The sequence below is a fragment of the Blastococcus saxobsidens genome, assembly GCF_010682065.1.
GTDB classification, from domain to species: domain Bacteria; phylum Actinomycetota; class Actinomycetes; order Mycobacteriales; family Geodermatophilaceae; genus Blastococcus; species Blastococcus saxobsidens_B.
In genome coordinates this window covers 1-26,368 of the sequence record NZ_JAAGWG010000036.1, presented here as the reverse complement: position 1 = coordinate 26,368, position 26,368 = coordinate 1, and the positions used below count along the sequence as shown (strand labels likewise).

The window sequence follows — 26,368 nt, the reverse complement described above, 5'->3', positions numbered from 1 at the left end:
TCAGCGCAGCAGCCAGGTGTCCTTGCTGCCGCCACCCGGCACGCCGGGCCGTCCCGGTCCACCGTCGGGAGCGACCCGGGTGAGCGCCAGCGGCAGGACGGTCGTCGTCGCGCCCGCCACCGAGAACATCCGCAGGTCGACCGGGCGGGGGCGCAGCGCCCCCTCGACCAGGGTGGGGACGGTCGAGGGCTCCACCGGCTCCCGGGCCACGAAGCGGTGCGGGGCCGCCGCGATCTCGCGGCGCAGCGCCTCGAGCTCCACGGCGGAGCAGGCCGCGCCGTGCACGATCCGCCGGCCGCCGTACCCGGCGACCTCCTCGACGTCGAGCTCGTGCACCCGGTCGCGCACCTCGTCCCACGCCGCGGGGTCGGCCAGCACCCACGTCGGGACGGAGTCCAGCAGCGGCTCCTCGTCCAGGTAGAACCGGATCATCGCCGGCACCCAGGCGTAGCCGGCGGCGTCGTCGGCCACCCCGTTGCCCGGCACGTTGGCCAGCCCGAGCCGTCCGGACCGCACCGCCTCGGTGAGGGCCAGGTCCAGCGGCACGTCCGCCCCGATCCGGTACGCGCCGAACGTGGCGTCGGCGAAGCGCCGGTACAACACGTCCACCGGCACCCGCTGCCCGCCGACGGCGGCCTCGAGGCCGCCGTCCCCCCGCGGCCAGAGATCACCGGCGCGGACCAGCGGCACGTCGAGGGCGGCGGCGAGCACCTGGTGCTCGAACCAGGCGCCGTCGCTCTCGCCCTGGGTCAGCACCGCGATCCGCGGCGGCCCCGGGAGCCCGGGAGGCGCGGCGTCGGCCAGGGCGCGGGCCAGCAGCGGGATCGCCTCGCCCGGGTCGGCGACGGGCCGCCCGGCGGCACCGAACAGCTCCGGCGCCGCCGTGCGGGCGCTGTCCCGGTTGGCCAGCGCGTAGCCGATGCCGGACGGGACCTGCAGGTTGTCCCGGACCACGACCCAGCGGCCGTCGGTGGTGCGGACCACGTCGGTGGCGGCCAGGGTCGCGCGTCGCTGCCCCGGCCAGGCGCGGGAGACCGACTCCGGGTCCCGCCCCGGGCTGTGCGCGACCGCCCACTCCGGCAGGACGCCGGCCCGCACGATCTCCGCGGCGCGGTCGCTGTCGCCCCTGCGCCGGCCGGCCGGGCGGTAGGCGTCGGCGAGGAAGGCGTCCAGCGCGCGGTGGCGCTGCACGACGCCGGCCGACAGCGTCGCCCAGCTCCGCGCCCCGATCAGCCGCGGGACCGGGTCCATGGGGACCGGACGCAGCTGCTGCCGGCCGTCCACCCAGGAGGACGTGGCCACGCCGAGCGCCTGGCGGCGCGCCGCCAGGCGCTCGGCGGCCTCGGTCAGCCCGTCACGGCCGGTCCGTTCCAGGGCAGCCGCCAGGGACACCCACCCACTGCGCAGCCGGCCGTCCGGACCGACGGCCTCGTCGGTGCGCACAGGTGGGTATCCGGCGAAGAGGTCCCCGCTCACAGCCACCGATCGAACCAGGCGGCCAGTCGCCCGCCCAGCTCGACCACGTGCTCGCGGCCGACGACGGCGTGGCCCTCCCCGGCGAACAGCAGCAGGTCGCTGCACGCGCCGCGGGCCTGCAGGGCCTGGTGGGCCTGCACCGACTCGGCGACCGGCACGTTGGTGTCCCGGTCCCCGTGGGCCAGCAGCACCGGCGCGGTGAGCCGGTCCAGCGCCGTCATCGGCGAGATCTCGGCCAGCATGTCCCGGTCGGTGACCGGGTCGCCGTACTCGGTCACCGAGGCCGCGGCCATCCACGGCTCGGTGCCGGCGAAGAAGGTCCGCAGGTCGCTCATGCCGGCCAGCGAGGCCCCCGCGGCGAACAGCTCGGGCCAGCGGGTGAGCGCCACCAGCGTCAGGTAGCCGCCGTAGGACCAGCCGTGGGCGCCGATCCGCCCCGGGGCGGCGACCCCGGCGGTCACCAGCTCGTCGACCGTGGTGCGGACGTCGGCGAAGGACGCCTCCCGCGCCGGGCCGTCGTCGGCGGTCATGAAGGCGCGGCCGAAGCCACCGGAGCCGCGGACGTTCGGCGCGAACACCGTCAGGCCCGCGGCGACCATCGACTGGGTCACCGGGGACCAGGACGGGCGCTCCTGACCCTCCGGCCCGCCGTGGAAGCTGACCACCGTGCGGTTGGGGCCCGGCACGCCGGGCGGGGTGTACAGCCAGCCGGACAACGGCAGGCCGTCGGGGGCCACGTACTCGTGCAGCACCGGCTCGACGAGGAGACCCGGGTCGGGCCGGGGCGGGGTGCAGGCCAGCAGCTCGGGGGCACCGGCGCCGTCCAGCGGGACCCGCCAGAGCCCGCGGGGGGCCCGTGGTCCGCTGAGCTCGGCGACGACCGCGTCGCCGCCGGGCAGCGGCGCCCACGCCGACAGCACCGGCTCGGGCAGCTCCACCTCCCGCACGAGCGCACCGTCGGAGAAGGCGTGCAGCCACAGCCGGCTGACCCCGCCGGCGTTCCACAGCGCGAGCACGGTGCCGTCCGGGCGCAGCGCGTACCCGTCGAGGTCGGCGTCGGGCCGGTACAGGACGCGGCGGCCGGCCGAGGGCACGCCGTCGCCGTCCACGGGGACCTCGACCAGCCCGGCCCGGTCGGTGCCGGGCGGCCCCGGCATCGCCGCGCGGACCAGCACGGCTCGCCCGTCGGGGGTGAACCGGCCGTCCTCCGAGGCGATGCCGCCGGGCGCGTCCAGCCGGAGAACCCGGCGCTGGATCCCGGTGGCGACGTCGATGACGACGACGTGCCGGAAGGCGCGCGGTCCGCGGCGGGCGAGCACGGTGCGGTGGTCGGCGGAGACGGCAGTGACCGACAGGAAGCCGCCGGAGGCCAGCGTGCGCAGCTCACCGGTGACGACGTCGACGAGGACCACGTCGGCGTCCGGGCCGTTCCCCGGTGCGATCGAGCAGGCGTAGTGCCGCGGTCCGGCCCAGCAGCCGGCGAAGACGGTGGCCCGGGGATCGGGGCCGGCGACGACGCGGTGACCGGTGCCGTCGGGGCGGACCACGTGGAGCTCGGCGCAGATCGAGCCGCCCGGGCTCACCAGGTAGGCCAGCCACGCGCCGTCGGGCGACCAGGTGACGGAGATGACCTCCTGGTCGGGGTCGGAGAGAACAGCCGGCGGGAGGGCCCCGCCGAGGTCGGCGACCTCGAGGCGGGGCAGCCCCGACCGGTCGGAGACGTAGGCGATCCGCCGGCCGTCCGGGGCGGGGGCGGGGCACCAGGCGCCGGTCGCACCGCCGATGGCGGAGACGGCGGCGCGGACGTGCGCGGGCAGCGCCTCGGGCGGCGCCAGCGCCTCGAGCGCGGGCATCGCCGTCCCGGGGGCGCCGACGGCGAGCACTGCGGGCACGGCCGTCCGCCGGGAGGTCACCGGGCTGGCCATCGCGCCTCCTCGGCTCGGGTGTCGGTCCGCTGAGCCTCCCACCGTGCAGGGCGCTCGTTGCGGTCGTGTGTCAGCCCTGTCATCGGCGTGCAAAGCCGGGATCGACACCCCCCACGGGAGGGAGCTGCGCCACTGCTCCGGCCGCGCCACGCCGGGCGGCCTGCGGGCGCTGCCCGCCGTCCCCGGATAGCCTCGGTGGCCGGGCTCGGCGATCAGCCCGCCCCGACGCCTGCAGGAGGATGCCCCCATGCGCATGTTGCGCCTCGTGGCCCTCTCCGAGGACGGGAAGAACCTGATCCTGATGGCCGACGGCCCCGACGGTGCCGACGGCGAGAAGTTCGAGCTCCCCGTCGACGACCGCGTCCGCGCGGCCGCCCGGGGAGACGCCCGCCGGCTGATCCAGATCGACGTCGACATGGGCACCGAGCTGCCGCCGCGGGTGATCCAGTCCCGCATCCGGGCCGGCGAGACCCCGGAGCAGGTGGCCGCGTCCTCGGGCACGCGCGTCGAGCGGATCATGCGGTTCGCCCACCCCGTGCTGCAGGAGCGCGAGCGGGTGGCCGACCAGGCCCGCGAGGCCCGGGTGCGGCTGTCGGAGAGCGCCCCGGGTGTGGCGCTGCAGCAGTTCATGGTGGAGCGGCTCCGGCTGATCGACACCGACATCGACGCCGTGCGCTGGGACGCCTTCCGTGGCGACGACGGCTCCTGGGTCGTCACCGGCGCCTGGCGGGCCGGCGCGAAGTCGGGCACCACCCGGTGGCGCTTCGACCTGCCCTCGCGCACGGTCACCCCGTCCGACGCGGCGACCACCGACTTCGCCGAGGGAACCCGCCTGGTCCGCGTGGTCCCGGAGGTGACCCCCGCGCCCCGCAGCCGCCCGGTGCAGGTCGTCCCCGACCCCGCGCCCACGCCGGAGCCGGCCGCCGAGCCGCACTCCCCCGTGCCGCACGCCCTGGCCGAGCCGGCCGACGAGCACGTCCGCGACGTGCACGCCCCCGACGGCACGCCGGACGACGACGCGATGACCGCCCTGCTCGACGAGGTGGCCGAGCACGACACCGTCGTCCTGGGCCGCAACGGCGGCGAGGGCGACGACGAGGACCCGCGCGCCCGCATCCCGGCGTGGGAGGACATCGTGTTCGGGGTCCGCCGCAACCGCTGAGCCGCGGGCCGGCCCACCCGTGGGGCGAAACTCGTTCGCCTCGGTCACTACCTGCCTCTAGCGTGAGCGGTGCCATGGACGACGCCGCGCACTCCCCCGGTCCACCCCCCGCGGGGAAGCTCTCCGCGCTCGCCCGCCTGTGGCCCTTCGCCCGGCCCTACCGGGGGCTGATCGCGCTCACCTTCGGCGCCGCCCTGCTGGCCACCCTGGCCCAGCTGGCCCTGCCGCTGATCACCGCTGCCGTCGTCGACGGCCCCATCGCCGAGGGCGATCGGTCGGCACTGTTCCCCCTGCTGGGGCTCGCCCTGCTGTTCGGGGTGGCGGAGGCGGCGCTGTTCTTCGTCCGGCGCGTGGCCATGAACCGCAGCTGCCTGCAGCTGGAGCGCGACCTGCGCGACGCCCTGTACCAGCGCCTGCAACGGCTGCCGGTGGGCTTCCACGACCGCTGGGCCTCCGGCCAGCTGCTGTCCCGGGCCACGACGGACATGTCGACCATCCGCCGGTTCGTCGGCTTCGCCGCGGTGTTCCTGGTGGTCAACCTGATCACCTGCGTCGTCGTCCTGGTCCTGCTGCTGGTCACCTACTGGCCGCTCGGGCTGGCCGTGGCGGCCACCACCGTCCCGCTCACCGTGCTGGGGATGCGGTGGGAGCGCCGGTACAACACCGAGTCGCGGCGGGTGCAGGACGCCCACGGCGAGCTGACCACCGACGTCGAGGAGGCCGTCCAGGGCATCCGGGTGGTGAAGTCGCTCGGCCGCAGCGGCCTGGTCTTCGACCGCTACGACGCCAAGGCCACGCGGCTGCGCCGGCTGGAGCTGGACAAGGTGCGCACGCTCGCGCTGCTGTGGTGCCTGTTCGAGCTGCACCCGCAGCTCACCCTGGCGATGATCCTCGTCGGCGGCTCGCTGGCCGTCAGCAGCGGCGCGCTGACCATCGGCGGGCTGGTCGCCTTCGTCGCGCTGTTCACCGTGCTGCTCTGGCCGATCCTGTCGCTGGGCTTCCTGTTCGCCTTCGCCCAGGAGACGGCGAGCGCCTGCGACCGCATCGGCGAGCTGCTGGACGCGCCCGTGACCGTCGGCGACCGCCCGGGCGTGCGGCCCGCCGTCGTCGGCACCCCGGCCCGGCTGCGCTTCGAGGGCGTGCGCTTCGGCTACCCGGGCTCGGCCGAGCCGGTGCTCGACGGCGTCGACCTGGACCTGCGGCCCGGCGAGACGGTCGCGCTGGTCGGGGCGACGGGATCGGGCAAGACCACCCTGACCGCGCTGGTCCCCCGCCTGCACGACGTCACCGGCGGCCGGATCACCCTCGACGGCACCGACGTCCGCGAGATGCCGCTGGCGCAGCTGCGCAGCGTCGTGGCCACCGCCTTCGAGGACGCCACGCTGTTCTCGATGAGCGTCCGGGAGAACCTCACCCTGGGCCGGCCCGAGGCCGGGGACGACGAGGTCGCCGAGGCGCTGCGGGTGGCGCAGGCGCAGTTCGTGCACGACCTGCCGTGGGGCCTGGACACCCGCATCGGCGAGCAGGGGCTGTCCCTGTCCGGCGGGCAGCGGCAGCGGCTGGCGCTGGCCCGCGCGGTGCTCGGCCGCCCGTCGGTGCTCGTGCTCGACGACCCGCTCTCCGCGCTGGACGTGCACACCGAGGCCCTCGTCGAGCGGGCCCTGCGCGAGGTGCTGGCCGACACGACCGCCCTGGTGGTCGCGCACCGCGCCTCCACGGTCCTGCTCGCCGACCGGGTGGCGCTGCTGGCCGGTGGCTGCATCGTCGCCGTCGGCACGCACAGCGAGCTGCTCGCCGGCGTGCCCGCCTACCGCGACCTGCTCGCGCAGGACAGCGAGCTGACGGAGACGGCCCGATGACCACCGCCGCTCCCCCGCCGGCCCAGCAGTGGCGCGGCGTCGCCACCGAGGACACCGAGGAGCTGTCGGCCGGGGCCGGCGTCTTCCTGCGCGCCCGCTCCCGCCGCCTGCTCGGTGAGCTGCTGCGCCCGCACCGGCGGACGCTGTGGAGCCTGCTGCTGACCATCGTGGTGCAGAACGCCGCCTGGCTGGCCGGCCCGCTGCTCATCGGGATCGGCATCGACGTCGCCGTCCCCGCGCTCGTCGAGGAGTCCGACCCCTGGCCGCTGGTCTGGATCGCCGGGGCGATGGTCGCCGCCGCGCTGGTCGACACCGGCCTGCGCTACGTGTTCCTCACCCGCTCCGGGCGCATGGGGCAGGCGGTCCTGCTGGCCCTGCGGCGGCAGGTGTTCCGGCACGTGCAGCGGCTGCCGCTGTCCTTCCACGAGCGCTACACCTCGGGCAAGACCATCAGCCGGCTGACCAGCGACGTCGAGGCCCTCGCCGAGCTGCTGGACGAGGGGCTGGACAGCCTGGTGACCGCGCTGTTCAGCGTGTTCACGATCGGCGTCGTCCTGCTCGTGCTCGATCTGCCGCTGGGCCTGGTCGCACTGCTCGGCTTCCCGGCGCTGTTCTTCGTCGCGCGCTGGTTCCAGCGGCACTCCACCGCCGCCTACCGGCGCACCCGGGAGACGATCGCCGCGCTGATCGTCCAGTTCACCGAGACCTTCGGCGGCATCCGGGCGGTGCAGGCCTTCCGCCGGGAGCCGCGCAACGACGTCCTGTACGCCGCGCTGGACGAGGACAACCGGCGCGCCCACCACCGGGCGTTCTGGCTGATCGCCGTGTTCATCCCGGCCGTGACCCTGATCGGCAACCTGGTCACCGTCGCCGTCCTCGGCATCGGGGCGGCACGGGTCATCGACGGCGGGCTGGCCGTCGGCACCCTCGTGGCCTTCCTGCTGTACCTGCGCCGGTTCTTCGACCCGCTGCAGGACGTCGCGATGTTCTACAACTCCTACCAGTCGGCGACCGCGGCGCTGGAGAAGCTGTCGGGGGTGCTCGAGGAGGAGCCCACCGTCGCCGAGCCCGTGGACCCGGCGCCCCACCCGCGGGCCGCCGGTGAGCTCGTCCTCGACGGTGTCCGGTTCGGCTACACCGACCGGGTCGTGCTGCCGGAGCTGCGGCTGACCGTCCCGGCCGGGCAGACGGTGGCGCTCGTGGGGGCGACCGGCGCCGGCAAGTCCACGCTCGCCCGGCTGGTGGCCCGGTTCTACGACCCGACCGCCGGGGAGGTGAGGCTGGACGGGGTGCCGCTGGACCGGCTGTCGGACGCCGACCTGCGCCGCGCGGTGGTGATGGTGACCCAGGAGAGCTTCCTGTTCTCCGGCACCATCGCCGACAACATCGCCTTCGGCCGACCCGAGGCCGGCCGCGACGAGGTGGAGGCCGCCGCCCGGGCCATCGGGGCGCACGAGTTCATCGCCGCGCTGCCCGAGGGGTACGACACCGACGTCCACCGGCGCGGGGGGCGGCTCTCGGCCGGGCAGCGCCAGCTGGTGAGCTTCGCCCGGGCGTTCCTCGCCGACCCGGCGGTGCTGGTCCTCGACGAGGCGACCAGCTCGCTCGACGTGCCCAGCGAGCGGCTGGTGCAGCGCGCCCTGCGCACGCTCCTGGCCGACCGGACGGCGCTGATCATCGCCCACCGGCTCTCCACCGTGGAGATCGCCGACCGGGTGCTGGTCATGGAGGACGGCCGGATCGTCGAGGACGGCACGCCCGCCGAGCTGGTCGGCGGCACGGGGCGGTTCGCCGGGCTGCACCGCGCCTGGGCCGACAGCCTGGTCTGAGCGGAACAGCCCGGTCGGGCAGGTCGTTGACCAGGCATGAGTGCTTCAGTGTCGATGCCCCTGGGCGGCGTCCAGGTGGGTTCCTACGACAGCTACGAGCGGGCGCAGGCCGCCGTCGACCACCTCTCCGACGAGAAGTTCCCGGTCGAGAACGTGACCATCATCGGCACCGACCTGCGGATGGTCGAGAAGGTGACCGGCCGGATGACGACGGGCCGGGCCGTGGCGGCCGGTGCCGCCGGTGGTGCGTGGTGGGGTCTGTTCGTCGGGCTGCTCCTGGGCATCTTCGCCGAGGACGGCAGCAACTGGTTCGGCTCGGTGCTGACCGGTCTGCTCATCGGTCTGGCGTTCGGCGCCGCCTTCGGCGGGATGGGGTACGCGGCGACGCAGGGCCGGCGGGACTTCACCAGCACGAGCAAGATCACGGCCAGCCGTTACGACGTGATGTGCAACCCCGCCCAGGCCGAGGAGGCGCGGGCGATCCTCGCCCGCTTCTCGCTGCGCGGCTGACCGTCCCTTCCGGGGACGGGCTCAGCGGAGGGTGGCGAAGGCGACCGCGGCGGCGGCCGCCACCCCCAGCGAGTCGACGCCGGCGCGCATCGGGATGCGGGCACGCACCGTGGCCGCCTGCTGCGCCTCGGGCGTCAGCCCCGGGCCCTCGGCGCCCAGCAGCACCGCGGTGCGCGGGTGTTCCCGCGGGTCGACGTCGCTGAGGTCCACCGCGTCGTCCGCCGGGGTCAGCGCGACCGTCAGGTAGCCGGCCTCGTGCACCCGGGCGAGGTCGGCCGGCCAGTCCATCAGGCGGGTGAACGGCAACGCCAGGACGTGCCCCATGGAGACCCGCACCGACCGCCGGTAGAACGGGTCGGCGCAGCGCGGGTCGAGCAGCAGTCCGTCGATGCCCAGCGCGAGCGCGGAGCGTGCGATCGAGCCCAGGTTCTCCGCGTCGTTGAGGCCTTCCAGGACGGCCAGGCGGCGCGGCGCCGACGGATCGGGCCCGGCCAGCAGCGCGTCGAGGTCGGCCGGCGACGAGCGGTCCGCCGAGGCGATCACCCCGCGGGTGAGCCGGAAACCGATGACCTCCGACAGCACCCACTTGTCCGCCTCGTAGGCGGCGACGTCGTCCGGCAGGTCGAGGGCCGCGACGCGACCCGGCACCCCGAACACGGCACGCACCCGGTAGGGCGAGGCGAGCAGCCGCTCGACGGCGGAGACGCCCTCGACGATCACCGGGCCGCCCCACCGGGGGGTCCCCTCCGGCCGGTCGCCGGCCTTGAGGTCGCGGAAGTCGGCCACCCGCGGGTCGGCCGGATCGGTGATGACGACGGGTTCCGGCACGGACGTCGATTCTGCCTGGTCCACCCCGGCCACCCGCGGGAGGGAGTCCTCCGGGAAGGCATTCAGCAGGTCCCGCGCCGTGCCGATGCTGCGGAGGTGATCCACAGCGCAACGCCCGGCAGCGGCCGGCCCCGGTGGGGAGCGTTCCCCCGGCTCGCCCTGGGCATGGCCGCGCTCGGCGTGGCCGTCGGCGCGATCTTCCCCTGGTTCGCCGAGCTCCTCGGTGTCCCGACGGTGCACTCCCGTGCCGTCACGTTCCGGCTCGCCTGCCTGGCCGCCGGCATCGCGCTCGGCGCCGCCAACTGGCTGCTGGCGCGGCGGGTGATCGGCCGCCGGCTCCAGGTCCTGGCGACCCGGCTGACCGACGTGGCCGAGGCCGTGGACACACCGCTGGGCACCTCCGGCGCACCCGGCACGCGCGGGGCGGACCTGACGCTGCCGGTCGGTGCCGCCGACGACCTCGGCCGGACTGCCGCGGCCTTCAACGCCATGCTGGCCGCGCTGGACCGGGAGCGCCGCTTCCGGTCGGTGGTGCACGCGACCAGCGACGTCATCTTCCTCGTCGACGCCACCGGCCAGATCTCGTTCGTCTCCGACTCCGTCGTCGGCCTGCTCGGCCGCTCCCCGCACGAGCTGCTCGGCAACGTCGCCCGCGACCTGGTCCACCCCGCCGACCAGCAGCGCCTCGGCAAGGGCCTGCCGGTCGGGCACCCGGACGTCGTCGCCCACCTGCCCGACGTCTTCCTGATGCGGGTGCTGCACCGCGACGGGACGTGGCGGCACCTGGAGATGACCACCTCGGACCGGCGCGCGGACCCGCTGATCGGCGGCCTGCTGCTCACCGCCCGTGACGTCACCGACCGGATCGAGCTGCAGGAACGCCTGGTCCACCAGGCGACGCACGACGAGCTGACCGCCCTGCCCAACCGGGCCGCCGTCCTCGCCCGGGGCGCCGAGCTCCTGGCCGGGCGTCGCGGGACGGAGCGCGTCGCCGTGCTGCTGCTCGACCTCGACCGGTTCAAGGAGATCAACGACACCCTCGGGCACGGCTACGGCGACCGGCTGCTCGCGCAGATCGGCCCACGGCTGCGCCCGCACGTGCGGGACGTCGACGTCGTCGCCCGGCTGGGTGGCGACGAGTTCCTGCTCCTGCTGCCCGACGTCACCCTGGAGGGCGCGCACGCGGCCGCCGTCCGCGCCCGGGCGGCGCTGAATGAGCCGTTCCTGGTCGACGGCCTGGCACTGGACGTCGACGTCAGCATCGGCGTGGCCGTCTCCGCCGACGGTCCGGTGCAGATCGACTCGCTGCTGCGGCAGGCCGACATCGCGATGTACACCGCCAAGGAGCGGCAGAGCGGGGTGGAGCTGTACGACCCCGCCCTGGACGGCCACGACCGCGGGCGGCTGATGCTGCTCTCGGAGTTCCGGCGCGGTCTGGCCGAAGGCCACCTGACGCTGCACTACCAACCCAAGGTCTCGCTGCACACCGGCGAGGTGGTCGGGGTGGAGGCCCTCGTCCGCTGGGTGCACCCGACCCGGGGCCTGCTCATGCCGTGCGATTTCGTCCCCGCCGTCGAGCAGACCGGACTGATCGAGCCGCTGACCGACCGCGTCCTGGACCTTGCACTCGCCCAGGTCCGGGCGTGGACGGAGCAGGGGATCGACGTTCCGGTGGCGGTCAACCTGTCGGCGCGGTCGGTGCACCGCCCCGACCTTCCCGACCGGGTGCTCTCCGCACTGGCCAAGCACGGGGTCGGTGCCCGCATGCTCCGGCTGGAACTGACCGAGAGCGCTCTGGTCGCCGAACCCGGACCCGCCCGCGACGTGCTCGGCCGGCTGCACGCCGCCGGGATCGGCCTGTCGATCGACGACTTCGGTACCGGCTACTCCTCGATCGGCCGCATCCGGAACCTCCCGGTCGACGAGGTGAAGATCGACCGGAGCTACACGGCCGCGATGACCGCCTGCGCCGAGGACGCCGCGATGGTGCGGTCGGTCATCCGCCTGGGACACGAGCTGGGGCTCACCGTGGTCGCCGAGGGGGTCGAGGAGCCCGGCACCGTGGCGGCCCTGACCGAGCTGCGGTGCGACGTCGGCCAGGGATGGTTCTTCGGCCGGCCGGCGCCCGCGGCCGAGCTCACCGCCTGGCTGATCGACCGCCGGGCGAGCTCCGCCGGCGCCCGGCGCTGATCCGCGACCGGCCGCGCCGGACCGTCGGCCGGGGGCCGGTGTCGACATCCCGACACGGCGACTCGTCGATTCGTCGACCGCCCCGTTGACCGCGGCTGGTTAACTCATCTAGCGTTGAGTTCATCAGCCGTTGAGTTCTGAGGAGCGCGTCATGGACGCCGTCACCGTCACCGACCTCGTCGTCGACCGCGGGAAACGCCGCGTGCTCCCCGGTCTCACCTTCGCCGTCCCGGAGGGGCAGGTGACCGGCCTGCTCGGACCCAGCGGCAGCGGGAAGAGCACGCTGATGCGCGCCATCGTCGGCGTCCAGCGCGTCCGTTCCGGCACCGTCGACGTCCTCGGCCACCCGGCCGGCTCCCCCGCCCTGCGCTCACGCGTCGGCTACGTGACCCAGGCGCCCAGCGTCTACGGCGACCTGACGGTGCGGGAGAACGCCCGCTACTTCGCCGCGCTGTACGGGCGCGGCACCGGGGAGGCCGACGCCGCGGTCGCCGACGTGGGGCTCCGCGAGGCGGCCGGCCAGCTGGTGGCCGACCTCTCCGGCGGCCAGCGCGGGCGGGCGTCCCTGGCCTGCGCCCTGGTGGGCGCACCCGAGGTGCTCGTGCTCGACGAACCGACGGTCGGCCTCGACCCGGTGCTGCGGGTCGAGCTCTGGGACATGTTCCACGCCCTGGCCCGCGCGGGCACCACCCTCGTCGTCTCCAGCCACGTGATGGACGAGGCCGCCCGGTGCGACCGGCTCCTCCTCCTGCGCGACGGCGCCCTGCTCGCCGACACCACCCCGGCGCAGCTGCGCAGCGACGGCCGCTCGCACGACCTGGAGGAGGCGTTCCTGAACGTCGTCCGCGCCCGCGAAGGGGTGCCGGCATGAGCGCCACCCGGCACCTCACCGCGGGGCTCACGCTCGCGACCACCACCCGGGTGCTGCGCCAGCTGCGGCACGACCACCGCACCATCGCGATGATGCTGGTGCTGCCGAGCCTGCTGCTCGGGCTGCTGTACCTGCTGTGGCGGGACGTGCCGACCGTCCCGGGGCAGCCGGACACCTTCGACCGGGTCGGGCTGACGATGCTCGGCGTCTTCCCGTTCGTCGTGATGTTCCTGGTCACGAGCATCGCGATGCTCCGGGAGCGCACCTCCGGCACGCTGGAGCGGCTGCTCACCACTCCCCTGTCGCGCCTGGACCTGCTGCTCGGCTACGGCCTGGCCTTCGGGCTGGCCGCCGCGCTCCAGGCGATCGGGACCGTCACGGTGGCCACGACGCTCTACGACCTGGACGTCGCCGGGTCGCTGTGGCTGGTCGTGCTGATCGCCGTCGTCGACGCGGTGCTGGGCGTCGCGCTCGGACTGCTGGCCAGCGCCTTCGCCCGCAGCGAGTTCCAGGCCGTGCAGCTCATGCCCGTCGTCGTGCTGCCGCATTTCTTCCTCTGCGGCCTGCTGGTGCCGCGCGAGCAGATGGCCGGCTGGCTGCAGGCGATCAGCGACGCCCTGCCGCTGACCTACGCGGTCGAGGCGCTGCGGGAGGTCGGGCGCTCGGTGGAGGCGACGGGCACGATGTGGACCGACGTCGGCATCGTCTCCGGCGCGGCCCTGCTCGCCCTCGCGCTGGCGGCGGCCACCCTGCGGAGGAGGACCGACTGAGCACCGAGGAACCCCGTCGGCGGACCGGACGGCGTCCGGGGAGCCCCGACACCCGGGACGCCGTCCTGGCCGCCGCCCGCGCCGCGTTCGCCGAGCGCGGGTTCGACGGCGCCACGATCCGCCAGATCGCCACGGCGGCCGGCGTCGACCCGGCGCTGGTGCACCACTACTTCGGCAGCAAGGACCAGCTGTTCCTGGCCGCGATCGAGGCGCCGGCCGACCCGGCGGAGCTGCTCCCCGAGCTGCTGGCCGGCGGCCGGGACGGGCTGGGCGAGGGCGTCGTCCGGCTGCTGCTGACCGTGTGGGACGGTCCGATGCAGCCCGCCGGGCTGGCGCTCGTGCGCTCGGCCGTCGGCAACGAGTGGGGCGCCAAGCTGCTGCGGGAGTTCCTGGTGACCCAGGTCCTGCGCCGCGTCGTCGGCACCCTGGACCTGCCGCGGCACGAGGCGGAGGTCCGCGGCGCGCTGGTCGCCTCGCAGCTCATCGGCCTGGTGATGGGGCGGTACGTCCTGCGCATCGAGCCGCTGGCGGGCAGCTCCCCCGAGGCCCTGGTCGCCGCGATCGGGCCGACGGTGCAGCGCTACCTCACCGGCGACGTCGCACTCCCGCCTCGCTAGCGGGCGGTCCGGGCGAGCTGCCGGCTCTGCGCGACCAGGCGGCCGGTGGAGTCCCAGATCCGGTAGTCCTCGTCGCTCCAGCCGCCCGCGACCTCGCTGGCCCGGGCCTCCACCAGGCACCACCCCGGCGCCGGGATCGCCCGGACGAGGACCTGCAGCTGCACGGTCGGCGCCCAGCCCATCCGGCCGGTGGCGAAACTGGTCGGCGGCAGCACGTCGGCGAACAGCAGCAGCGACAGCGGGTCGGCCCGGCGCCCGTCGGCCAGGCGCACCCAGGCGCGCAGCACCGGCTCCTCCGAGGGCTGCCCCAGCGCCCACATCGCCGTCGCAGGGTCCAGCCTGCTGTCCACGTGCTGGGTCAGCCCCGGCAGCTGGATCGGCACCGCGGCGAGGTGCGCGTTGGCCGCCATGTCGAGGCACTCGTCGGGCGAGGGAACCTCCGGCATGGGCCGCGAGTACTCCGACGGCGCGTCGGTGAGCGTCGCCGTCGTCGCCTGCACGGTGATCAGCGGGCCGCCGTCGTCGGCGAGCGTGACCATCGAGTGGGCGAGCGTCCGCCCGGCCGGGCCCGGCGTCACCGCGAGGGTCGCCGGCCCGCCGGCCCCGGCCCGCAGGTAGCTGGCCGACATGGCGACGGGGTGCTCGTGCGGGCTCTCCAGCACCGCCGCCCGCCCGGCCACCGACAGCAGGTAGCCGCCGTTGAGGATCCCGCCGCCGACGTCCCATCCCGGGTCGAGCTCGGCGACGAGCCCACCCCCCTCGGACCGGCGGACGGCGGTGGCGACGTCGAAGGCGCTCGAGTGATCGTTCTGCGGCACGGCGAACAGGGTGCCAGGGTGGTCCTCCATGGAGTACACGCACCTCGGTCGCAGCGGTCTGCGGGTCTCCCGCTTGTGCCTGGGCACCATGAACTTCGGCTGGAAGACCGAGGAGGCCGACTCCCACGCGGTCATGGACCGGGCACTGGCCGAGGGGGTCAACTTCTTCGACACCGCCAACGTCTACGGCTTCGACGCCGGCAAGGGCCGCACCGAGGAGGTGCTGGGCAGCTGGTTCGCCCAGGGCGGGGACCGCCGGGAGAAGACGGTGCTGGCCACCAAGGTCTACGGCGGCATGTCCGACTGGCCCAACGACACGTTCCTCTCCGCCCGCAACATCGTGCGCGCCTGCGAGGGGTCGCTGCGCCGGATGGGCACCGACTGGATCGACCTCTACCAGTTCCACCACGTCGACCTGGAGACGCCGTGGGACGAGATCTGGCAGGCCTGCGAGACGCTCGTCGCCCAGGGCAAGGTGCTCTACGTCGGCTCGTCCAACCACGCCGCCTGGCAGATCGTCGAGGCCAACGCCGTGGCCGCCCGCCGGAGCTTCACCGGCCTGGTCAGCGAGCAGTCCCACTACAACCTGCTCACCCGGCACGTGGAGCTCGAGGTGCTGCCGGCCGCGCAGCACTCCGGGGTCGGCATCCTGCCGTGGAGCCCACTGGCCGGCGGTCTGCTCGCCGGGGTCCTGGCGAAGGGCGAGGGCGGACGCCGCCACGAGGAGCGCCAGCAGAAGCGGGTGGAGCAGCACCGGCCCGCGCTGGAGGCCTACGAGAAGCTCTGCCGCGACCTCGGGCACGCGCCGGCCGACGTCGGGCTGGCCTGGCTGCTGCACCAGCCCGCCGTCACCGCGCCGATCGTCGGGCCCCGCACGATGGAACAGCTCGAGGGCGCGCTGACCGCGCTCACCGTGGACCTCGACGACGCCGCCCTGACCAGGCTCGACGAGATCTTCCCCGGCTACCGGGCGGCCCCTATGGAGTACGCCTGGTGACGGGCCGAAATCGCCACTATGGCCCGTCGGCGAGCGGCCAGGAGCCCACGACCTCGTAGGTGGGCGCCTGCCCCAGCCGGCTCTCCTCCAGCCGGACCTCGGACACGCGCCACTCCGGCCCGCGGTAGCCCGCGAGCCGGTCGGTCAGCGAGCCGTCGCCGGGCCGGCCGGGGCGCCACCGGCCCAGCGTCAGGTGCGGGCGGAAGGGGCGCTCCTCCACCGGCAGGCCGAGCTCCCGTGCGACGACGGACAGCCGACCGGCCAGCGCCACCAGCAGGTCGACGTCGCCGTCGAGTCCCGCCCACGCCACCTGCGGACGGCGGATCGACCCGAACCGCCCACCATCGGCCAGCCGGAGCGTCAGCGGCGGGGTCGCGGCCACGGCCGGCTCCGCGGCGGCCACGAGCGCGGGCAGCTGCGCCTCGGGCACCCGGCCGAGGAACAGCAGCGTCAGGTGCCACCGCTCCGGGGTGCTCCACCGCGGCGCGCCCGGGGCGTTCCGGAGCGGGGCGAGAGCGCGGTCGAGGTCCTCGCGGACGGGCGGCGGTGGGTCGACGGCGAAGAACAGCCGCCGGGTCGGTGCGGGGCTCAGACCGGCACCCGCAGGCCGGCCCCCCGCAGCTCGGCGACCAGCCGCAACCGCTCGACCTCGCGCGCCCGGCCCTCGGGACACGAGGTCAGCGACGTCGGGACGCCGAGCATGCCGGCGGCCTCGAGCAGGACGTCGTCGTAGGCGGCGAGGAGCCCTCGGCGCCGGGCCATGGGAGCCCCGGCCGGCACCAGATCCACCTGGCGCCCGAGCCGACGCAGGTCGGCGGCCACGCGCTCCAGCGGGCGGCCCGAGGGAGCGGGGCCCCGCGCCGCGGACCGGCGGGCCGCCCGGAGCTCCAGCCACCGGGTGAGCGGGCCGAAGCCGACGATCACCCCGGCGAAGGCGGCGAGCAGCGCGACGAGCTGGATCAGTGCGGCCATGGGATGCCCCTGCGCGAGCGGAACCGGTGGAGCCGACCGTACGCGCACGGGCCCGGTCAGAGCGACTGCTGGCCCGGCGCCTTCTCGGCCATCTTCTCCTCCTCGGCCCGCAGCTGCGGGGACGGGACGGCGGCGCGCTGCGGCCCCACCCGCAGGCGGAGGCGCAGCGGCGCGCGGCTCAGCTCCAGCCGTACGGTGCGGCGTCGCGCCAGCCAGGCGGCGGCCGCCAGGCCGGCGACCACGCAGACGGCGCCGCCGAGGATCAGCCCCCAGGGCGCGCCGAGGTGCTCGGAGATCCAGCCGACCAGGGGCGCGCCGACCGGCGTGCCACCCATGAAGCACATGAAGTACAGCGCCATCACCCGGCCGCGCATCTGCGGCTCGACGCCGAGCTGGACGAAGCTGTTGGCGGCCACGCTGAACATCAGCCCCGCCGCTCCGGTGGGCACCAGCATCAGGGCGAAGGTGACGTACGTCGGCATGAGGCCGGCGACCACGGTGAGCAGGCCGAACAGCACCGCCGAGCCGACCAGGAAGCGCTGCCGCGGCCGCACGCTGCGCCGGGTGGAGAGCAGCGCGCCCGACAGCGAGCCCACGGCGAAGCAGGTGGAGAGCAGACCGAAGGCCTGCGCCCCGAGGTCGAAGGTCTCGCGGGCCATCAGCGCGATGGTCACCTGGTAGTTGAACCCGAAGGTGCCCAGCACGAAGGCGAGCGTCATCGCCAGCACCAGGTCGGGGTGCGCCCAGGTGTAGGCCAGCCCGGCGCGCAGCTGCCCGCGGCCTCGCGCCACCGGTGGGCTCGGTTGCAGCTCGTCGGTGCGCATGCCGGCCAGCGCGGTGATGGTGAAGGCGAAGCTGGCCGCGTTGAGCAGGAACGCCGGTGCCGTGTTGCCCGACGCCGCCCCGATGAGCAGCCCGGCGACCGCGGGGCCGACCAGCCGGGCGCCGTTGAAGATCGTCGAGTTGAGGCTGACGGCGTTGGTCAGCAGCGCGGGCCCGACCATCTCCGACACGAACGCCTGGCGCACCGGCGCGTCGATCGCCGAGACGGCGCCGAGCGCCCCGGCCAGGACGAACACGTGCCAGAGGGCCACCACGTCGGTGACGACGAGCAGGCCCAGCACCAGCGACAGCAGACCCATGCAGGCCTGGGTGATCAACAGCATGCGGCGCTTGGAGTAGCGGTCGGCCAGGACGCCGCCGTACATGCTCAGCAGCAGGGACGGCCCGAACTGCAGGGCGGTGATCAGCCCGAGCGCGACGCCGCTGTCGTCGGACAGCTGGAGCACCAGCCAGTCCTGGCCGATCCGCTGGATCCAGGTGCCGGTCAGGCTGAAGAGGTTCGCCGAGGCGTAGCGGCGGAAGTTCCGCACCCGGAGGGCGCGGAACATCCCGTTGCCGGGATCGGGAGTCGACTGGTCAGTGCTCGTTCAGGTCACCCACTGGCCAGCTTGTCGATGATCTCCGCCGCCTCGCGCAGCACCGTGCGCTCCTCGGGCGTGAGCTCCTGGAGCTGCCCGGCGAGCCAGGCCTCTCGCGCCTGGGCCTCGGCCGAGAGCATCTCCTCGGCCGCGGGCGTGAGCTCGATGACCACCTGCCGCCCGTCGGTCGGGTGCGGGGTGCGGGTGACCAGACCCATCCCCTCGAGCGCGACGACGACACGGGTCATCGACGGCGGCTGCACCCGCTCGTGGCCGGCGAGCTCCCCGGGGCTCATCGGCCCGTGCCGCTTGAGCGTGGAGAGCGCCGCCAGGTGGGTCAGCGTGACCGAGGTGTCGACCCGCTGGTTGCGGAGCCGGCGCGAGAACCGCATGACCGCCAGGCGGAGGTCATGGGCGAGCGCGGCGGTGTCCAGCGTCGTCCGGCTCACGATGCTTAGCCTAACTCAGTAGTCGGGTCAGAACAGCTGCTGCAGGGGCTCCAGCGCGAAGTAGACGACGAACATCACCGCGATGATCCACATCAGCGGGTGGACGTCCCTGCGCCGCCCGACGACCAGGCGGAGCAGCACGAAGCTGACCACGCCGGCCCCGATGCCGTTGGTGATCGAGTAGGTGAACGGCATCAGCGCGATCGTCAGGAACGCCGGGATGACCAGCGACATGTCGTCCCAGGCCAGGTACCGGATCTGGGTGATCATGAGGGCACCGACGATCACCAGCGCCGGCGCGGCGGCCTCCGCCGGGACCACGCCGACCAGCGGCGTGAAGAAGACCGCCACGAGGAACAGCACACCCGTGACGATGCTGGCCAGGCCCGTGCGGGCGCCGTCGGCGACGCCGGCGGTGCTCTCGATGTAGGTCGTGTTGGACGAGACGCTCCCGGCGCCACCGGCCGCCGCGGCGAGCGAGTCGACGAGCAGCACCGGCTGCGACTTGGGCAGATTGCGCTTCCCGTCGAGCATGTCGCCCTCGGCGCCGACGGCGGTCACGGTGCCGACGGTGTCGAAGAAGTCGGCGATCATGATCGAGAAGACGATGAGCAGCGCGGCGATGATGCCGATGCGCTCGAAGCCCCCGAACAGCGAGAAGTTGCCCAGGAGGGAGAAGTCCGGGCTGCTGACGACGTCCTCGGGCAGCACGGGCGCCTGCAGCCACCAGCCGCGCGCGTTCTCGCCGTCCTCGCTGAAGCGCGGTCCGACGTCGGCGATCGCCTCGACGACGATGGCGAGCGCCGTCGTCGCCACGATGCCGATGAGCAGCGCGCCCTTGACCTTGCGGACGACGAGCACCGCGCTGAGCAGCAGGCCGACGACGAACACGAGCATCGGCCAGCCGGCCAGCTGCCCCTGGTCGCCGAAGCTGATCGGCGTGCCCTGCCCAGCCCGGACGATCCCGGCGTCGGCCAGCCCGATGATGGTGAGGAAGAAGCCGATGCCGACGGCGATCGCCGTCTTCAGCTGGGCGGGGATGGCCTCGAAGACGGCGCGGCGGAAGCCGGTGAGCACGAGGACGGTGATCAGCAGGCCCTCGAGCACGATCAGGCCCATGATCTCCGGCCAGGACAGCTGGGTGGCCGCGAAGACGGCGACGATCGCGTTGATGCCCAGACCGGTCGCGAGCGCGAACGGGTACCGGCCGACGACGCCCATCAGGATCGTGAGGACGCCGGCCAGGAGGGCCGTGACCGCGGCGATCGACTCGAAGGGCAGGACGGTGCCCTCGACGTCGGCACCCTGGACGCCGTCGGGGCCGACGATGCTGGTCAGGATGATCGGGTTGAGCACCACGATGTAGGCCATCGTGAAGAAGGTGGTCAGGCCGCCGCGGACCTCACGGCTCATCGTCGAGCGACGGGCACTGATCTCGAAGTACCGGTCCAGCCCGTTCTTCGGCCTGGTGCGGGGGCCCTCGCTGCGGCGCGGCGTGGGCGTGCCGGCCGCGACGTCAGCAGGGGTGTCCCCGACGGCGGTAGCGGAGGCGTCCGCGGACGGGTGGGACTTGTCGGGCATGCGGTCTCTTTCGGTGACGAGGCTGCGGGACGTGGCGGGCGGCCCTGCCCGCGCCCGGCCGAGGAGGCAACGAGCGGCGACAGCGTGCCACACGCCCCGGCCGGGCAGCTCCCCCCGTGACCGACCCGCAATCTAGGGTGCCCTCGTGCCCGGTCCCCAGAAGCAGGCCCCGCCCCCGCTGCAGATCGACACCGCTCGCGTGGTGCTGGCCGGGATGGCGTTGTGGGCGGTGGCCCTGGTCGTCCTGCTGCTGCTCGGCGACCGGGTGGACCGGCTGTGGACCTGGACCTGCGTGGCCGCCCTCGCCCTGGCCACGCTGGGCCTGGGCATCATGCGCTGGCAGGGCCAGGGACGCTCGCGCGACGACCGGTGACGGCCCCGGCGATCAGTCGCCGAGGACGTCGTAGTCCGAGGTGTCGTAGCGGGCGGAGGTGACGACCTCGGTCTCGTCGAGCGGGACCAGCGTCGCCTGGCTGTGCGCGCCGCAGCCGTAGTCCGCGGTCACGACCCGCCCGTCGGCCGGGGCGTAGGCGTTGCCGCACGCGCCCACCATCTGGCGCAGCGAGCCGGCCAGGGGCAGGTAGAAACCGCAGGTGACGCAGGAGCCGGGTGCCTGGCGGGCCATCGGCGCGGACGGACCGAACTCGCCGGCGGTCCAGCGGCCCACCGCGTCGGTCCGCCCCTCCCGCGACATCACGCGCTCGCGGCCGAGACCCAGCTCGCCGGCGACGATCCGCCCTTCCGGGTCGTCGGCCGAGTCGTCGTCCACCGTGTACGCCGGCGCCAGCCGGACGTCGTCCTCCGTCGAGGGCAGGACGTCGCCGACGGAGAGGTCACCGGGCCGCAGCCGCTCGTGCCAGGGCACCCACGCGGGGGCCAGCAGCGCCTGCTCGCCGGGCAGCAGCACCACCTCGTCGACGGTGACCTGCTCCTCCCCCGGGACGCGGGCCAGCGTGACCGCCCAGTGCCAGCCGACGTAGCCGGGCAGCCGGCTGGCGAACGTGTGGGTGAGCACGTCGCCGAGCTCGGCGGCCGAACCGTCGGCGGCGGCCACCTGCTCCGGGCCGGAGCCCAGGTGCTCGCCCACCAGATCGGCGGAACCGGCCGTCTCGACCGCGGCCGCGCGGGCCTGCTCGACCGCGGCGTTCAGCGCGTCGTCCGGGGCGGATGCGGGCCGGACTGCGGCGAGGGGATCGGACACTCCCCCATTGTGGCGGACGCCGGGCCGACGGGGGGACAGCGCATCCCCCGGGCCGCGGCGCCGGGCGCCGGGACCGGACTGCCAGGTCGGTGCGGCACCATGGTCACGTGTCCGCCGACCGCCGTCCGCCCGGAGCACCCCGGCGCTCCTGGCTGTCCCGGCGCGCGGCCCCGCCCCCGCCGGACCGCTGGGACACCACCCCGGTCGCCGTCCCCCGGCCGCAGACACGGCCTCTGCCGGCCGCGGCCGCCCAGCCCCCGGGCGACGACCGGCCCACGACGTCGATCCCGGCGCCCGACCCCGTCCCGCCCGCCGCGCTGCCACCACCTGCGCTGCCGGGCCGGCCCAAGGTGACCGTCACCCGCGTGGCCGCCGCCCGCAGCCGGGAGCTCACCGTCGCCGCGGCCCGCCGGGTGCGCGCCGCCAGCCGGGCCGACGGCGCCGAGGAGAGCGGGCTGTCCCACCTGCTGTGGGTGAACGCCCTGCACATGGCCGGGGACGCGATGATCGCCGTCTCCCTGGCCGGCACCCTGTTCTTCGCGGCGACCACCGACGCGCAGCGGGGCAACGTCGCCCTCTACCTGCTGGTGACGATGGCCCCGTTCGCCCTGCTGGCGCCGGTGATCGGCCCGGCCCTGGACCGGCTGCAGCGCGGCCGGCGGTGGGCGATGGCCACCTCGCTGATCGGCCGGGCGGTGCTCGCGCTGGTGATGGCGGCCCACTTCGACGACCTGTGGCTCTACCCCGCGGCCCTGGGCGTGCTCGTGCTGTCCAAGGCGCACAACGTGCTCCGCGCGGCGGTGGTCCCGCGGGTCCTGCCCGCCGCGATGTCGCTGACCTCGGCGAACGCCCGGCTGTCGGTCTTCGGCCTGGCGACGGCCGGTGTGGCCGGTGGGCTGGCCGCCGGCATCGCCGCCGTCCTCGGCTTCGACTGGGAGCTGTGGGCCACCGCCGCGGTGTTCGTCGCCGGCGGGGTGCTCGCCGTCCGGCTGCCCGCGCACGTGGACGTGCCGACCGGCGAGGAACCGGCCGACGTGCTCAGCACCACCGAGATCCGCGTGCCCGGCCGGCGCCGCCGGGTGAGCCCGCACGTGGTGCTGGCGCTGCGGGCCAACGCCGCGCTGCGCGGGCTCGGCGGCTTCCTCACCATCTTCTCGGCGTTCCTCGTGCAGGCGACCTTCGCCGACGGCTGGGACGCCACCCTCGCCCTGGGCGCGATCGCGGCCGCGGCCGGCATCGGCAGCTTCGTCGGCACGGCGGTCGGCTCCCGGCTGCACACCGCCGCGCCCGACCGGCTGGTGCTCTACGCCGCCGCGACGGCCGCCGGGGTGACCGTGGTCGCGGCGGTCTTCTACGGGTTCTGGATGGCGGTGCTGGTCGCCGGCGTCGCCGCCGTCGCCAACGCCATCGGCAAGGTGTCGCTGGACGCGATCCTCCAGCGGGAGCTGCCCGAGCGGTTGCGCGCCTCGGCGTTCGCCCGCTCCGAGACGATGCTCCAGCTGTCCTGGGTGGCCGGCGGCGCGCTCGGGATCTCGCTGCCGCCCACCGGCTGGCTGGGGTTCACCGTCGCCGCGGCGCTGCTGGCCCTCGCCGTCGGCCTGGTGCTGTGGACCCTGCACCGGGGCCGCCGGCCGGCCTCCGCGACGGGGGCCCCGGAACCGCCGACGGCGCCGGTGGGACCGTCGTGGTCGTGAGAACGCCCGCCGTCGCCCTGCTCGCCCTCGCTCTCCCCGCGTCCCTGGCCGGGTGCGCCGGCGGGACCGAGGGGCCCGGGAACGTCCGTGCGGAGACCGGCGTCCAGGACGTCACCGCCCGGCCGACCCAGTACTGCGTGGACGGCGAACCGCAGCTCTACGAGACCACCCCGCCGATCGTCGAGGTCTCCCCCGACACGGCGATCAGCCTCACCGTGCCCGAGGTGATCGCCGAGCGCGGGTGGCAGGTGCAGGTGTTCGACGACCAGCTGCAGGAGGTTCTCGGCGAGGTCGACGTCCCGGAGGGGACGACGACGTTCGACGGGATCAACTCCTCCGACGTCGTGCCGCCCGCCTTCTACCTCGTGGTGGTCGAGGACAAGGGCGGCGACTGCGGCGAGTGGACCGGCGCGTGGCCGGTCGGTTTCCTGCGCGCCGGCGGCTGAGCGGCGCCGGCGTCAGCCCTCGAGGTCGCCGGCCACGGCGCGCAGCACCGAGGCGACCTTGCGGGCGTGGCCCCGGTCGGGGTACCGGCCGTGCCGCAGGCCCTCGGAGACGTCGTCGAGCAGCTTGATCAGGTCCTCGATGATCGGGACCAGCTCGTCGGGCTTCTTGCGGCTGGCGGCCGCGACGGTGGCCGCGACAGAGGGCAGTGGGTCGAGCAGCCGCACCTGCAGGGCCTGGTCGCCCCGGCGGCCGGCGACGATGCCGAACTCCACGCGCTGGCCGGGCTTGAGGTCGGTTCCGGCGGGGAGGGCGTCCTTGTGCACGAAGACGTCCGGCCCGTCCTCGCGGGACAGGAAGCCGAAGCCCTTCTCCGCGTTGAACCACTTCACTCTGCCGGTGGGCACGGTGGATCCCTCAGTTCTCGGTGTGACGCGGCTCGCGCCGGGGAACGACGACTGCGGCACGGGACCGCTCGATGCACAGGTTAACCGTCCGTGGTCACCGACCGGCCCGGCGATTCGCGCGCGTCCCTACCCTGGCCGGGTGCCCGCATCCCCGGAGTCGCCCGACCACCCGGACTACCGGTTCACCCTGGCCAACGAGCGCACCCTGCTGGCGTGGCTGCGCACCGGGCTGGCACTGGTGGCCGGCGGGGTCGCCGTCGCCACCTACGCGCCCGACCTGGGGGTCCGCTGGGGCAGCGCCGCCGTCGCCCTCGCGCTCGTCCTGATCGGGCTGCTCACCGCCCTGGCCGGGTACCGCCGCTGGCGGGCGAACGAGGCGGCGATCGAGGCCGGGCGGGCCCTGCCGTCGAGCGTGCTGGTGCCGGCGGTGGCCGCGGGGGTGGCCGCGGTCGTCGTCGTGGTCGGCGTGCTGGTGGGCGTCGAGGTGATGCGGGGGTGACGCCGCCGGTGGAGACCCAGCCCGAGCGGACCGCGCTGGCCTGGCAGCGCACCGGTCTGGGCGTCCTGGCCGTGGCCGGGCTGCTCGGGCACCGGGCACTGCACACCGACCGGCCGGCGATGCTGGTGGCCGCCGGCCTCGCCGCCCTGCTCGGGCTGGCCGTGCTCGGTGCCCTGGCCCCGCTGCGAAACCGGCAGGTCCAGCGGCGGGTGGCCCACGGCAGCGCGGTCTGCGACCCGTGGGCGGCGCGGGCCGCGACCGGCGTCGTGGTGCTCACGGCGCTCGCCGCGGCCGCCGCCGTCGCGCTCGTCTGATCCCGCGCCGTCAGGCGGCCTCGGCCTGGGTGATGATCGCGAGCCGCTCGAGCAGGACGAGGAAGACGACGGCGAAGTCGTTGTCCGCCACCTGCCGGGCCACCTCGGCCCAGTCCACCTGCTCGCGCAGCGCCCGGGCCACCGGCAGCATCCGCGCGAAGTCGCAGTAGTGCTCGTCCAGCGCCATCAGCTTGGTCACCAGGATGTCGGTCGGGTCCATCACCGGCATCTGCACCGACAGCACCGGCAGCACCGCAGCCCGCTCCACCATGTCGATCTCCGCGGGGCGCCCGCAGGTCCGCCACAGCACGTCGACGAAGACGTCGTCCCGCTCCACCTTCAGCAGCCAGTCCTCGGCGGGATCGACCACCTGCAGGCCGGCGTCGGCCAGCGCCTTCGCCGCCCGCTCGGCCTCCGCCGCAGGGACGAGGAAGTCGGCGTCGTGGTCGGGCTCCGGGGCACCGCGCACCCAGGCCGCGTAGCCGCCGCAGAGCGCGAAGGGCACCTCCCCCTGCTTGAGCGCGACGGCGGTGCGCTTGAGCAGGTCGCGCACCTGGTCGCGGGGGGAGGGCTGCACGGGGGCCTCGCTACCCGCCGGTAGCGCGCGCACGCATGCGGTCGGCGGTAGTTCCGTTCCCGACCGGGGCACAGGGCTGACGTGCGCATCGCGAGCTTCAACATCCTGCACGGACGCTCCCTCGAGGACGGCCGGGTCGACGTCGACCGGCTGGCCGCGGCGGTGAAGACCCTGGACGCCGACGTGCTCGGCCTCCAGGAGGTGGACCGGGACCAGCCCCGCTCGCAGGGGGCCGACCTCACCGCCGTCGCCGCGGAGGCGATGGGCGCGGTCGACTCCCAGTTCGTGGCCGCCCTGGCTGGGACCCCGGGCGGGACCTGGATGGCCGCGACCGGGGACGAGCAGCCGGGGTCGGCGAGCTACGGGATCTCGCTGCTCTCCCGCTACCCGGTCCTCTCCTGGCGGGTCGTCCGCCTGGCGCCGCTGCGGGCCAGCGTGCCGCTCTGGTCGCCGGACTCCCGACGGCCGTTCCTGGCCCGGGACGAGCCGCGGGTCGCCGTCGCCGCCGTGATCGACGGGCCGTTCGGGCAGTTCACCGTGTGCAACACGCACCTGTCGTTCATCCCGCGGTGGAACACCCGGCAGCTGCGCACGCTGGTGCGCTCGCTGGAGGGGACGCGGGAGCCGCTGGTGCTGATGGGCGACCTCAACATGCAGCAGCGGGCCGCCGCGCGGCACAGCGGCCTGCAGCCGATCGCCACCGCGGCGACCTTCCCGGCCCCGCGACCCAGCCGTCAGCTCGACCACGTGCTCGTCCGCGGCGGCCTGCGCGCGTCCGGCGCGGCCGAGGCGGTGCAGCTGCCGCTGTCGGACCACCGGGCGCTGGCCGTGCGCGTCGAGCCGACCTGAGTGTGACCGGACGACTCGCGAACCACGCCCGGCTAGGTGTACTGACCACGGACGTTGGTGACGGCGGACGGCGTGGGTCGATGACATGAGGAAGACCTCCGAGTGAGG

27 protein-coding genes are annotated in these 26,368 nt (G+C 74.9%); 15 read left to right on the top strand and 12 right to left on the bottom strand.

The features are described from left to right. Together GCU60_RS22260 and GCU60_RS22255 are read right to left on the bottom strand one after the other, a co-directional pair. The gene (locus tag GCU60_RS22260; RefSeq protein ID WP_163203405.1) at positions 1 to 1,476 is read right to left on the bottom strand and encodes a circularly permuted type 2 ATP-grasp protein; all 1,476 of its coding nucleotides are present in this window, start codon (positions 1,474 to 1,476) and stop codon (positions 1 to 3) included. Further along, the gene (locus tag GCU60_RS22255) at positions 1,473 to 3,401 is read right to left on the bottom strand and encodes a prolyl oligopeptidase family serine peptidase (protein WP_163203403.1); all 1,929 of its coding nucleotides are present in this window, start codon (positions 3,399 to 3,401) and stop codon (positions 1,473 to 1,475) included. Before GCU60_RS22255 ends, GCU60_RS22260 begins: the two co-directional genes overlap by 4 nt. A gap of 247 nt (positions 3,402 to 3,648) precedes the next feature. On the opposite strand from GCU60_RS22255, the gene sepH reads away from it, so the two are divergent. The 4 genes from sepH (at position 3,649) to GCU60_RS22235 (ending at position 8,761) form a co-directional block, all read left to right on the top strand. Further along, complete coding sequence (gene sepH, locus GCU60_RS22250; RefSeq protein ID WP_163203401.1) at positions 3,649 to 4,563, top strand: septation protein SepH; 915 nt, start codon at positions 3,649 to 3,651, stop codon at positions 4,561 to 4,563. A 74-nt stretch (positions 4,564 to 4,637) separates the two neighbouring features. Further along, positions 4,638 to 6,422, top strand: coding sequence for an ABC transporter ATP-binding protein (locus tag GCU60_RS22245; protein ID WP_204261568.1), 1,785 nt, complete (start codon positions 4,638 to 4,640; stop codon positions 6,420 to 6,422). Then, positions 6,419 to 8,251 carry an ABC transporter ATP-binding protein gene (locus tag GCU60_RS22240; RefSeq protein ID WP_163203397.1) on the top strand — a complete coding sequence of 611 codons (1,833 nt, stop codon included), beginning with the start codon at positions 6,419 to 6,421 and terminating at the stop codon, positions 8,249 to 8,251. The genes GCU60_RS22245 and GCU60_RS22240 overlap by 4 nt, the downstream gene beginning before the upstream one ends. Before the next feature lie 36 nt (positions 8,252 to 8,287). Then, entirely contained in the window at positions 8,288 to 8,761 is a 474-nt protein-coding gene (locus GCU60_RS22235) for a general stress protein (protein ID WP_163203395.1), read from the top strand. Between the two features lie 21 nt (positions 8,762 to 8,782). Here the strand turns inward: GCU60_RS22235 and GCU60_RS22230 are convergent, their stop codons facing one another. Then, positions 8,783 to 9,694: a TrmH family RNA methyltransferase gene (locus tag GCU60_RS22230; RefSeq protein WP_345770433.1), complete on the bottom strand. Its 912-nt coding sequence runs from the start codon at positions 9,692 to 9,694 to the stop codon at positions 8,783 to 8,785. Between GCU60_RS22230 and GCU60_RS22225 the strand changes: the two genes are divergently transcribed. From GCU60_RS22225 to GCU60_RS22210, 4 genes are all read left to right on the top strand, one after another. Next, positions 9,686 to 11,779: an EAL domain-containing protein gene (locus tag GCU60_RS22225; RefSeq protein WP_163203393.1), complete on the top strand. Its 2,094-nt coding sequence runs from the start codon at positions 9,686 to 9,688 to the stop codon at positions 11,777 to 11,779. The genes GCU60_RS22230 and GCU60_RS22225 overlap by 9 nt on opposite strands. 151 nt (positions 11,780 to 11,930) lie before the next feature. Further along, entirely contained in the window at positions 11,931 to 12,650 is a 720-nt protein-coding gene (locus GCU60_RS22220; RefSeq protein ID WP_163203391.1) for an ABC transporter ATP-binding protein, read from the top strand. After that, on the top strand, positions 12,647 to 13,420 hold the full coding sequence (locus tag GCU60_RS22215; RefSeq protein ID WP_163203389.1) for an ABC transporter permease: 774 nt from the start codon (positions 12,647 to 12,649) through the stop codon (positions 13,418 to 13,420). The genes GCU60_RS22220 and GCU60_RS22215 overlap by 4 nt, the downstream gene beginning before the upstream one ends. Further along, on the top strand, positions 13,336 to 14,037 hold the full coding sequence (locus GCU60_RS22210; protein ID WP_345770432.1) for a TetR family transcriptional regulator: 702 nt from the start codon (positions 13,336 to 13,338) through the stop codon (positions 14,035 to 14,037). The genes GCU60_RS22215 and GCU60_RS22210 overlap by 85 nt, the downstream gene beginning before the upstream one ends. Here GCU60_RS22210 and GCU60_RS22205 read toward each other — a convergent pair. Then, positions 14,034 to 14,885, bottom strand: coding sequence for an acyl-CoA thioesterase (locus tag GCU60_RS22205; RefSeq protein ID WP_204261567.1), 852 nt, complete (start codon positions 14,883 to 14,885; stop codon positions 14,034 to 14,036). The two genes, GCU60_RS22210 and GCU60_RS22205, sit on opposite strands and share 4 nt — an antisense overlap. Between GCU60_RS22205 and GCU60_RS22200 the strand changes: the two genes are divergently transcribed. Further along, complete coding sequence (locus GCU60_RS22200; protein ID WP_163203387.1) at positions 14,884 to 15,852, top strand: aldo/keto reductase; 969 nt, start codon at positions 14,884 to 14,886, stop codon at positions 15,850 to 15,852. The two genes, GCU60_RS22205 and GCU60_RS22200, sit on opposite strands and share 2 nt — an antisense overlap. Before the next feature lie 16 nt (positions 15,853 to 15,868). Here the strand turns inward: GCU60_RS22200 and thpR are convergent, their stop codons facing one another. Genes thpR through GCU60_RS22175 form a run of 5 tightly spaced genes read right to left on the bottom strand, consistent with a single transcriptional unit; the run spans position 15,869 to position 20,275 of the window. Then, positions 15,869 to 16,525, bottom strand: coding sequence for an RNA 2',3'-cyclic phosphodiesterase (gene thpR / locus GCU60_RS22195; RefSeq protein ID WP_345770431.1), 657 nt, complete (start codon positions 16,523 to 16,525; stop codon positions 15,869 to 15,871). Next, positions 16,441 to 16,824 (bottom strand): hypothetical protein, encoded by a 384-nt coding sequence (locus GCU60_RS22190; protein ID WP_163203385.1) that lies wholly within the window; start codon positions 16,822 to 16,824, stop codon positions 16,441 to 16,443. The genes thpR and GCU60_RS22190 overlap by 85 nt, the downstream gene beginning before the upstream one ends. Positions 16,825 to 16,880: 56 nt before the next feature. Further along, positions 16,881 to 18,215 (bottom strand): MFS transporter, encoded by a 1,335-nt coding sequence (locus tag GCU60_RS22185; RefSeq protein WP_163203383.1) that lies wholly within the window; start codon positions 18,213 to 18,215, stop codon positions 16,881 to 16,883. Between the two features lie 44 nt (positions 18,216 to 18,259). Beyond that, a complete protein-coding gene (locus GCU60_RS22180; RefSeq protein ID WP_163203381.1) occupies positions 18,260 to 18,694 on the bottom strand; it encodes a MarR family transcriptional regulator in 435 nt (144 codons plus the stop codon). 27 nt (positions 18,695 to 18,721) lie between these two features. Beyond that, positions 18,722 to 20,275 (bottom strand): NCS2 family permease, encoded by a 1,554-nt coding sequence (locus GCU60_RS22175; protein WP_163203378.1) that lies wholly within the window; start codon positions 20,273 to 20,275, stop codon positions 18,722 to 18,724. 145 nt (positions 20,276 to 20,420) lie between these two features. Here GCU60_RS22175 and GCU60_RS22170 point away from each other — a divergent pair, with 145 nt between their 5' ends. Then, a complete protein-coding gene (locus tag GCU60_RS22170) occupies positions 20,421 to 20,648 on the top strand; it encodes a DUF2530 domain-containing protein (protein WP_163203376.1) in 228 nt (75 codons plus the stop codon). Positions 20,649 to 20,660: 12 nt separating this feature from the next. Here GCU60_RS22170 and GCU60_RS22165 read toward each other — a convergent pair whose 3' ends face one another. After that, complete coding sequence (locus GCU60_RS22165; protein WP_345770430.1) at positions 20,661 to 21,476, bottom strand: DUF3027 domain-containing protein; 816 nt, start codon at positions 21,474 to 21,476, stop codon at positions 20,661 to 20,663. Positions 21,477 to 21,583: 107 nt separating this feature from the next. Here GCU60_RS22165 and GCU60_RS22160 point away from each other — a divergent pair, with 107 nt between their 5' ends. Continuing rightward, positions 21,584 to 23,170, top strand: coding sequence for an MFS transporter (locus GCU60_RS22160; RefSeq protein ID WP_163203374.1), 1,587 nt, complete (start codon positions 21,584 to 21,586; stop codon positions 23,168 to 23,170). Then, positions 23,167 to 23,616, top strand: a complete 450-nt coding sequence (locus GCU60_RS22155) for a DUF2771 family protein (RefSeq protein WP_345770429.1) — start codon at positions 23,167 to 23,169, stop codon at positions 23,614 to 23,616. Before GCU60_RS22160 ends, GCU60_RS22155 begins: the two co-directional genes overlap by 4 nt. A 12-nt stretch (positions 23,617 to 23,628) precedes the next feature. Here the strand turns inward: GCU60_RS22155 and GCU60_RS22150 are convergent, their stop codons facing one another. Continuing rightward, positions 23,629 to 24,021, bottom strand: a complete 393-nt coding sequence (locus GCU60_RS22150; RefSeq protein ID WP_163203370.1) for a cold-shock protein — start codon at positions 24,019 to 24,021, stop codon at positions 23,629 to 23,631. Between the two features lie 139 nt (positions 24,022 to 24,160). Here GCU60_RS22150 and GCU60_RS22145 point away from each other — a divergent pair, with 139 nt between their 5' ends. Beyond that, positions 24,161 to 24,520: a DUF202 domain-containing protein gene (locus tag GCU60_RS22145; protein ID WP_163203368.1), complete on the top strand. Its 360-nt coding sequence runs from the start codon at positions 24,161 to 24,163 to the stop codon at positions 24,518 to 24,520. Further along, positions 24,517 to 24,834, top strand: coding sequence for a DUF202 domain-containing protein (locus tag GCU60_RS22140; protein WP_345770428.1), 318 nt, complete (start codon positions 24,517 to 24,519; stop codon positions 24,832 to 24,834). Before GCU60_RS22145 ends, GCU60_RS22140 begins: the two co-directional genes overlap by 4 nt. A gap of 10 nt (positions 24,835 to 24,844) precedes the next feature. Here the strand turns inward: GCU60_RS22140 and GCU60_RS22135 are convergent, their stop codons facing one another. Continuing rightward, complete coding sequence (locus GCU60_RS22135; RefSeq protein WP_163203366.1) at positions 24,845 to 25,411, bottom strand: nucleotidyltransferase family protein; 567 nt, start codon at positions 25,409 to 25,411, stop codon at positions 24,845 to 24,847. 81 nt (positions 25,412 to 25,492) lie between these two features. Between GCU60_RS22135 and GCU60_RS22130 the strand changes: the two genes are divergently transcribed. Beyond that, a complete protein-coding gene (locus GCU60_RS22130; RefSeq protein WP_163203364.1) occupies positions 25,493 to 26,260 on the top strand; it encodes an endonuclease/exonuclease/phosphatase family protein in 768 nt (255 codons plus the stop codon). Positions 26,261 to 26,368 lie beyond the last annotated feature (108 nt).

Coding starts and splice junctions, on each gene's coding strand:
- GCU60_RS22255 (WP_163203403.1), bottom strand. CDS start 3,401: ATGGCCAGCCCGGTGACCTCCCGGCGGACGGCCGTGCCCGCAGTGCTC.
- sepH (WP_163203401.1), top strand. CDS start 3,649: ATGCGCATGTTGCGCCTCGTGGCCCTCTCCGAGGACGGGAAGAACCTG.
- GCU60_RS22245 (WP_204261568.1), top strand. CDS start 4,638: ATGGACGACGCCGCGCACTCCCCCGGTCCACCCCCCGCGGGGAAGCTC.
- GCU60_RS22240 (WP_163203397.1), top strand. CDS start 6,419: ATGACCACCGCCGCTCCCCCGCCGGCCCAGCAGTGGCGCGGCGTCGCC.
- GCU60_RS22235 (WP_163203395.1), top strand. CDS start 8,288: ATGAGTGCTTCAGTGTCGATGCCCCTGGGCGGCGTCCAGGTGGGTTCC.
- GCU60_RS22220 (WP_163203391.1), top strand. CDS start 11,931: ATGGACGCCGTCACCGTCACCGACCTCGTCGTCGACCGCGGGAAACGC.
- GCU60_RS22215 (WP_163203389.1), top strand. CDS start 12,647: ATGAGCGCCACCCGGCACCTCACCGCGGGGCTCACGCTCGCGACCACC.
- GCU60_RS22200 (WP_163203387.1), top strand. CDS start 14,884: ATGGAGTACACGCACCTCGGTCGCAGCGGTCTGCGGGTCTCCCGCTTG.
- GCU60_RS22205 (WP_204261567.1), bottom strand. CDS start 14,885: ATGGAGGACCACCCTGGCACCCTGTTCGCCGTGCCGCAGAACGATCAC.
- GCU60_RS22190 (WP_163203385.1), bottom strand. CDS start 16,824: ATGGCCGCACTGATCCAGCTCGTCGCGCTGCTCGCCGCCTTCGCCGGG.
- GCU60_RS22185 (WP_163203383.1), bottom strand. CDS start 18,215: ATGTTCCGCGCCCTCCGGGTGCGGAACTTCCGCCGCTACGCCTCGGCG.
- GCU60_RS22175 (WP_163203378.1), bottom strand. CDS start 20,275: ATGCCCGACAAGTCCCACCCGTCCGCGGACGCCTCCGCTACCGCCGTC.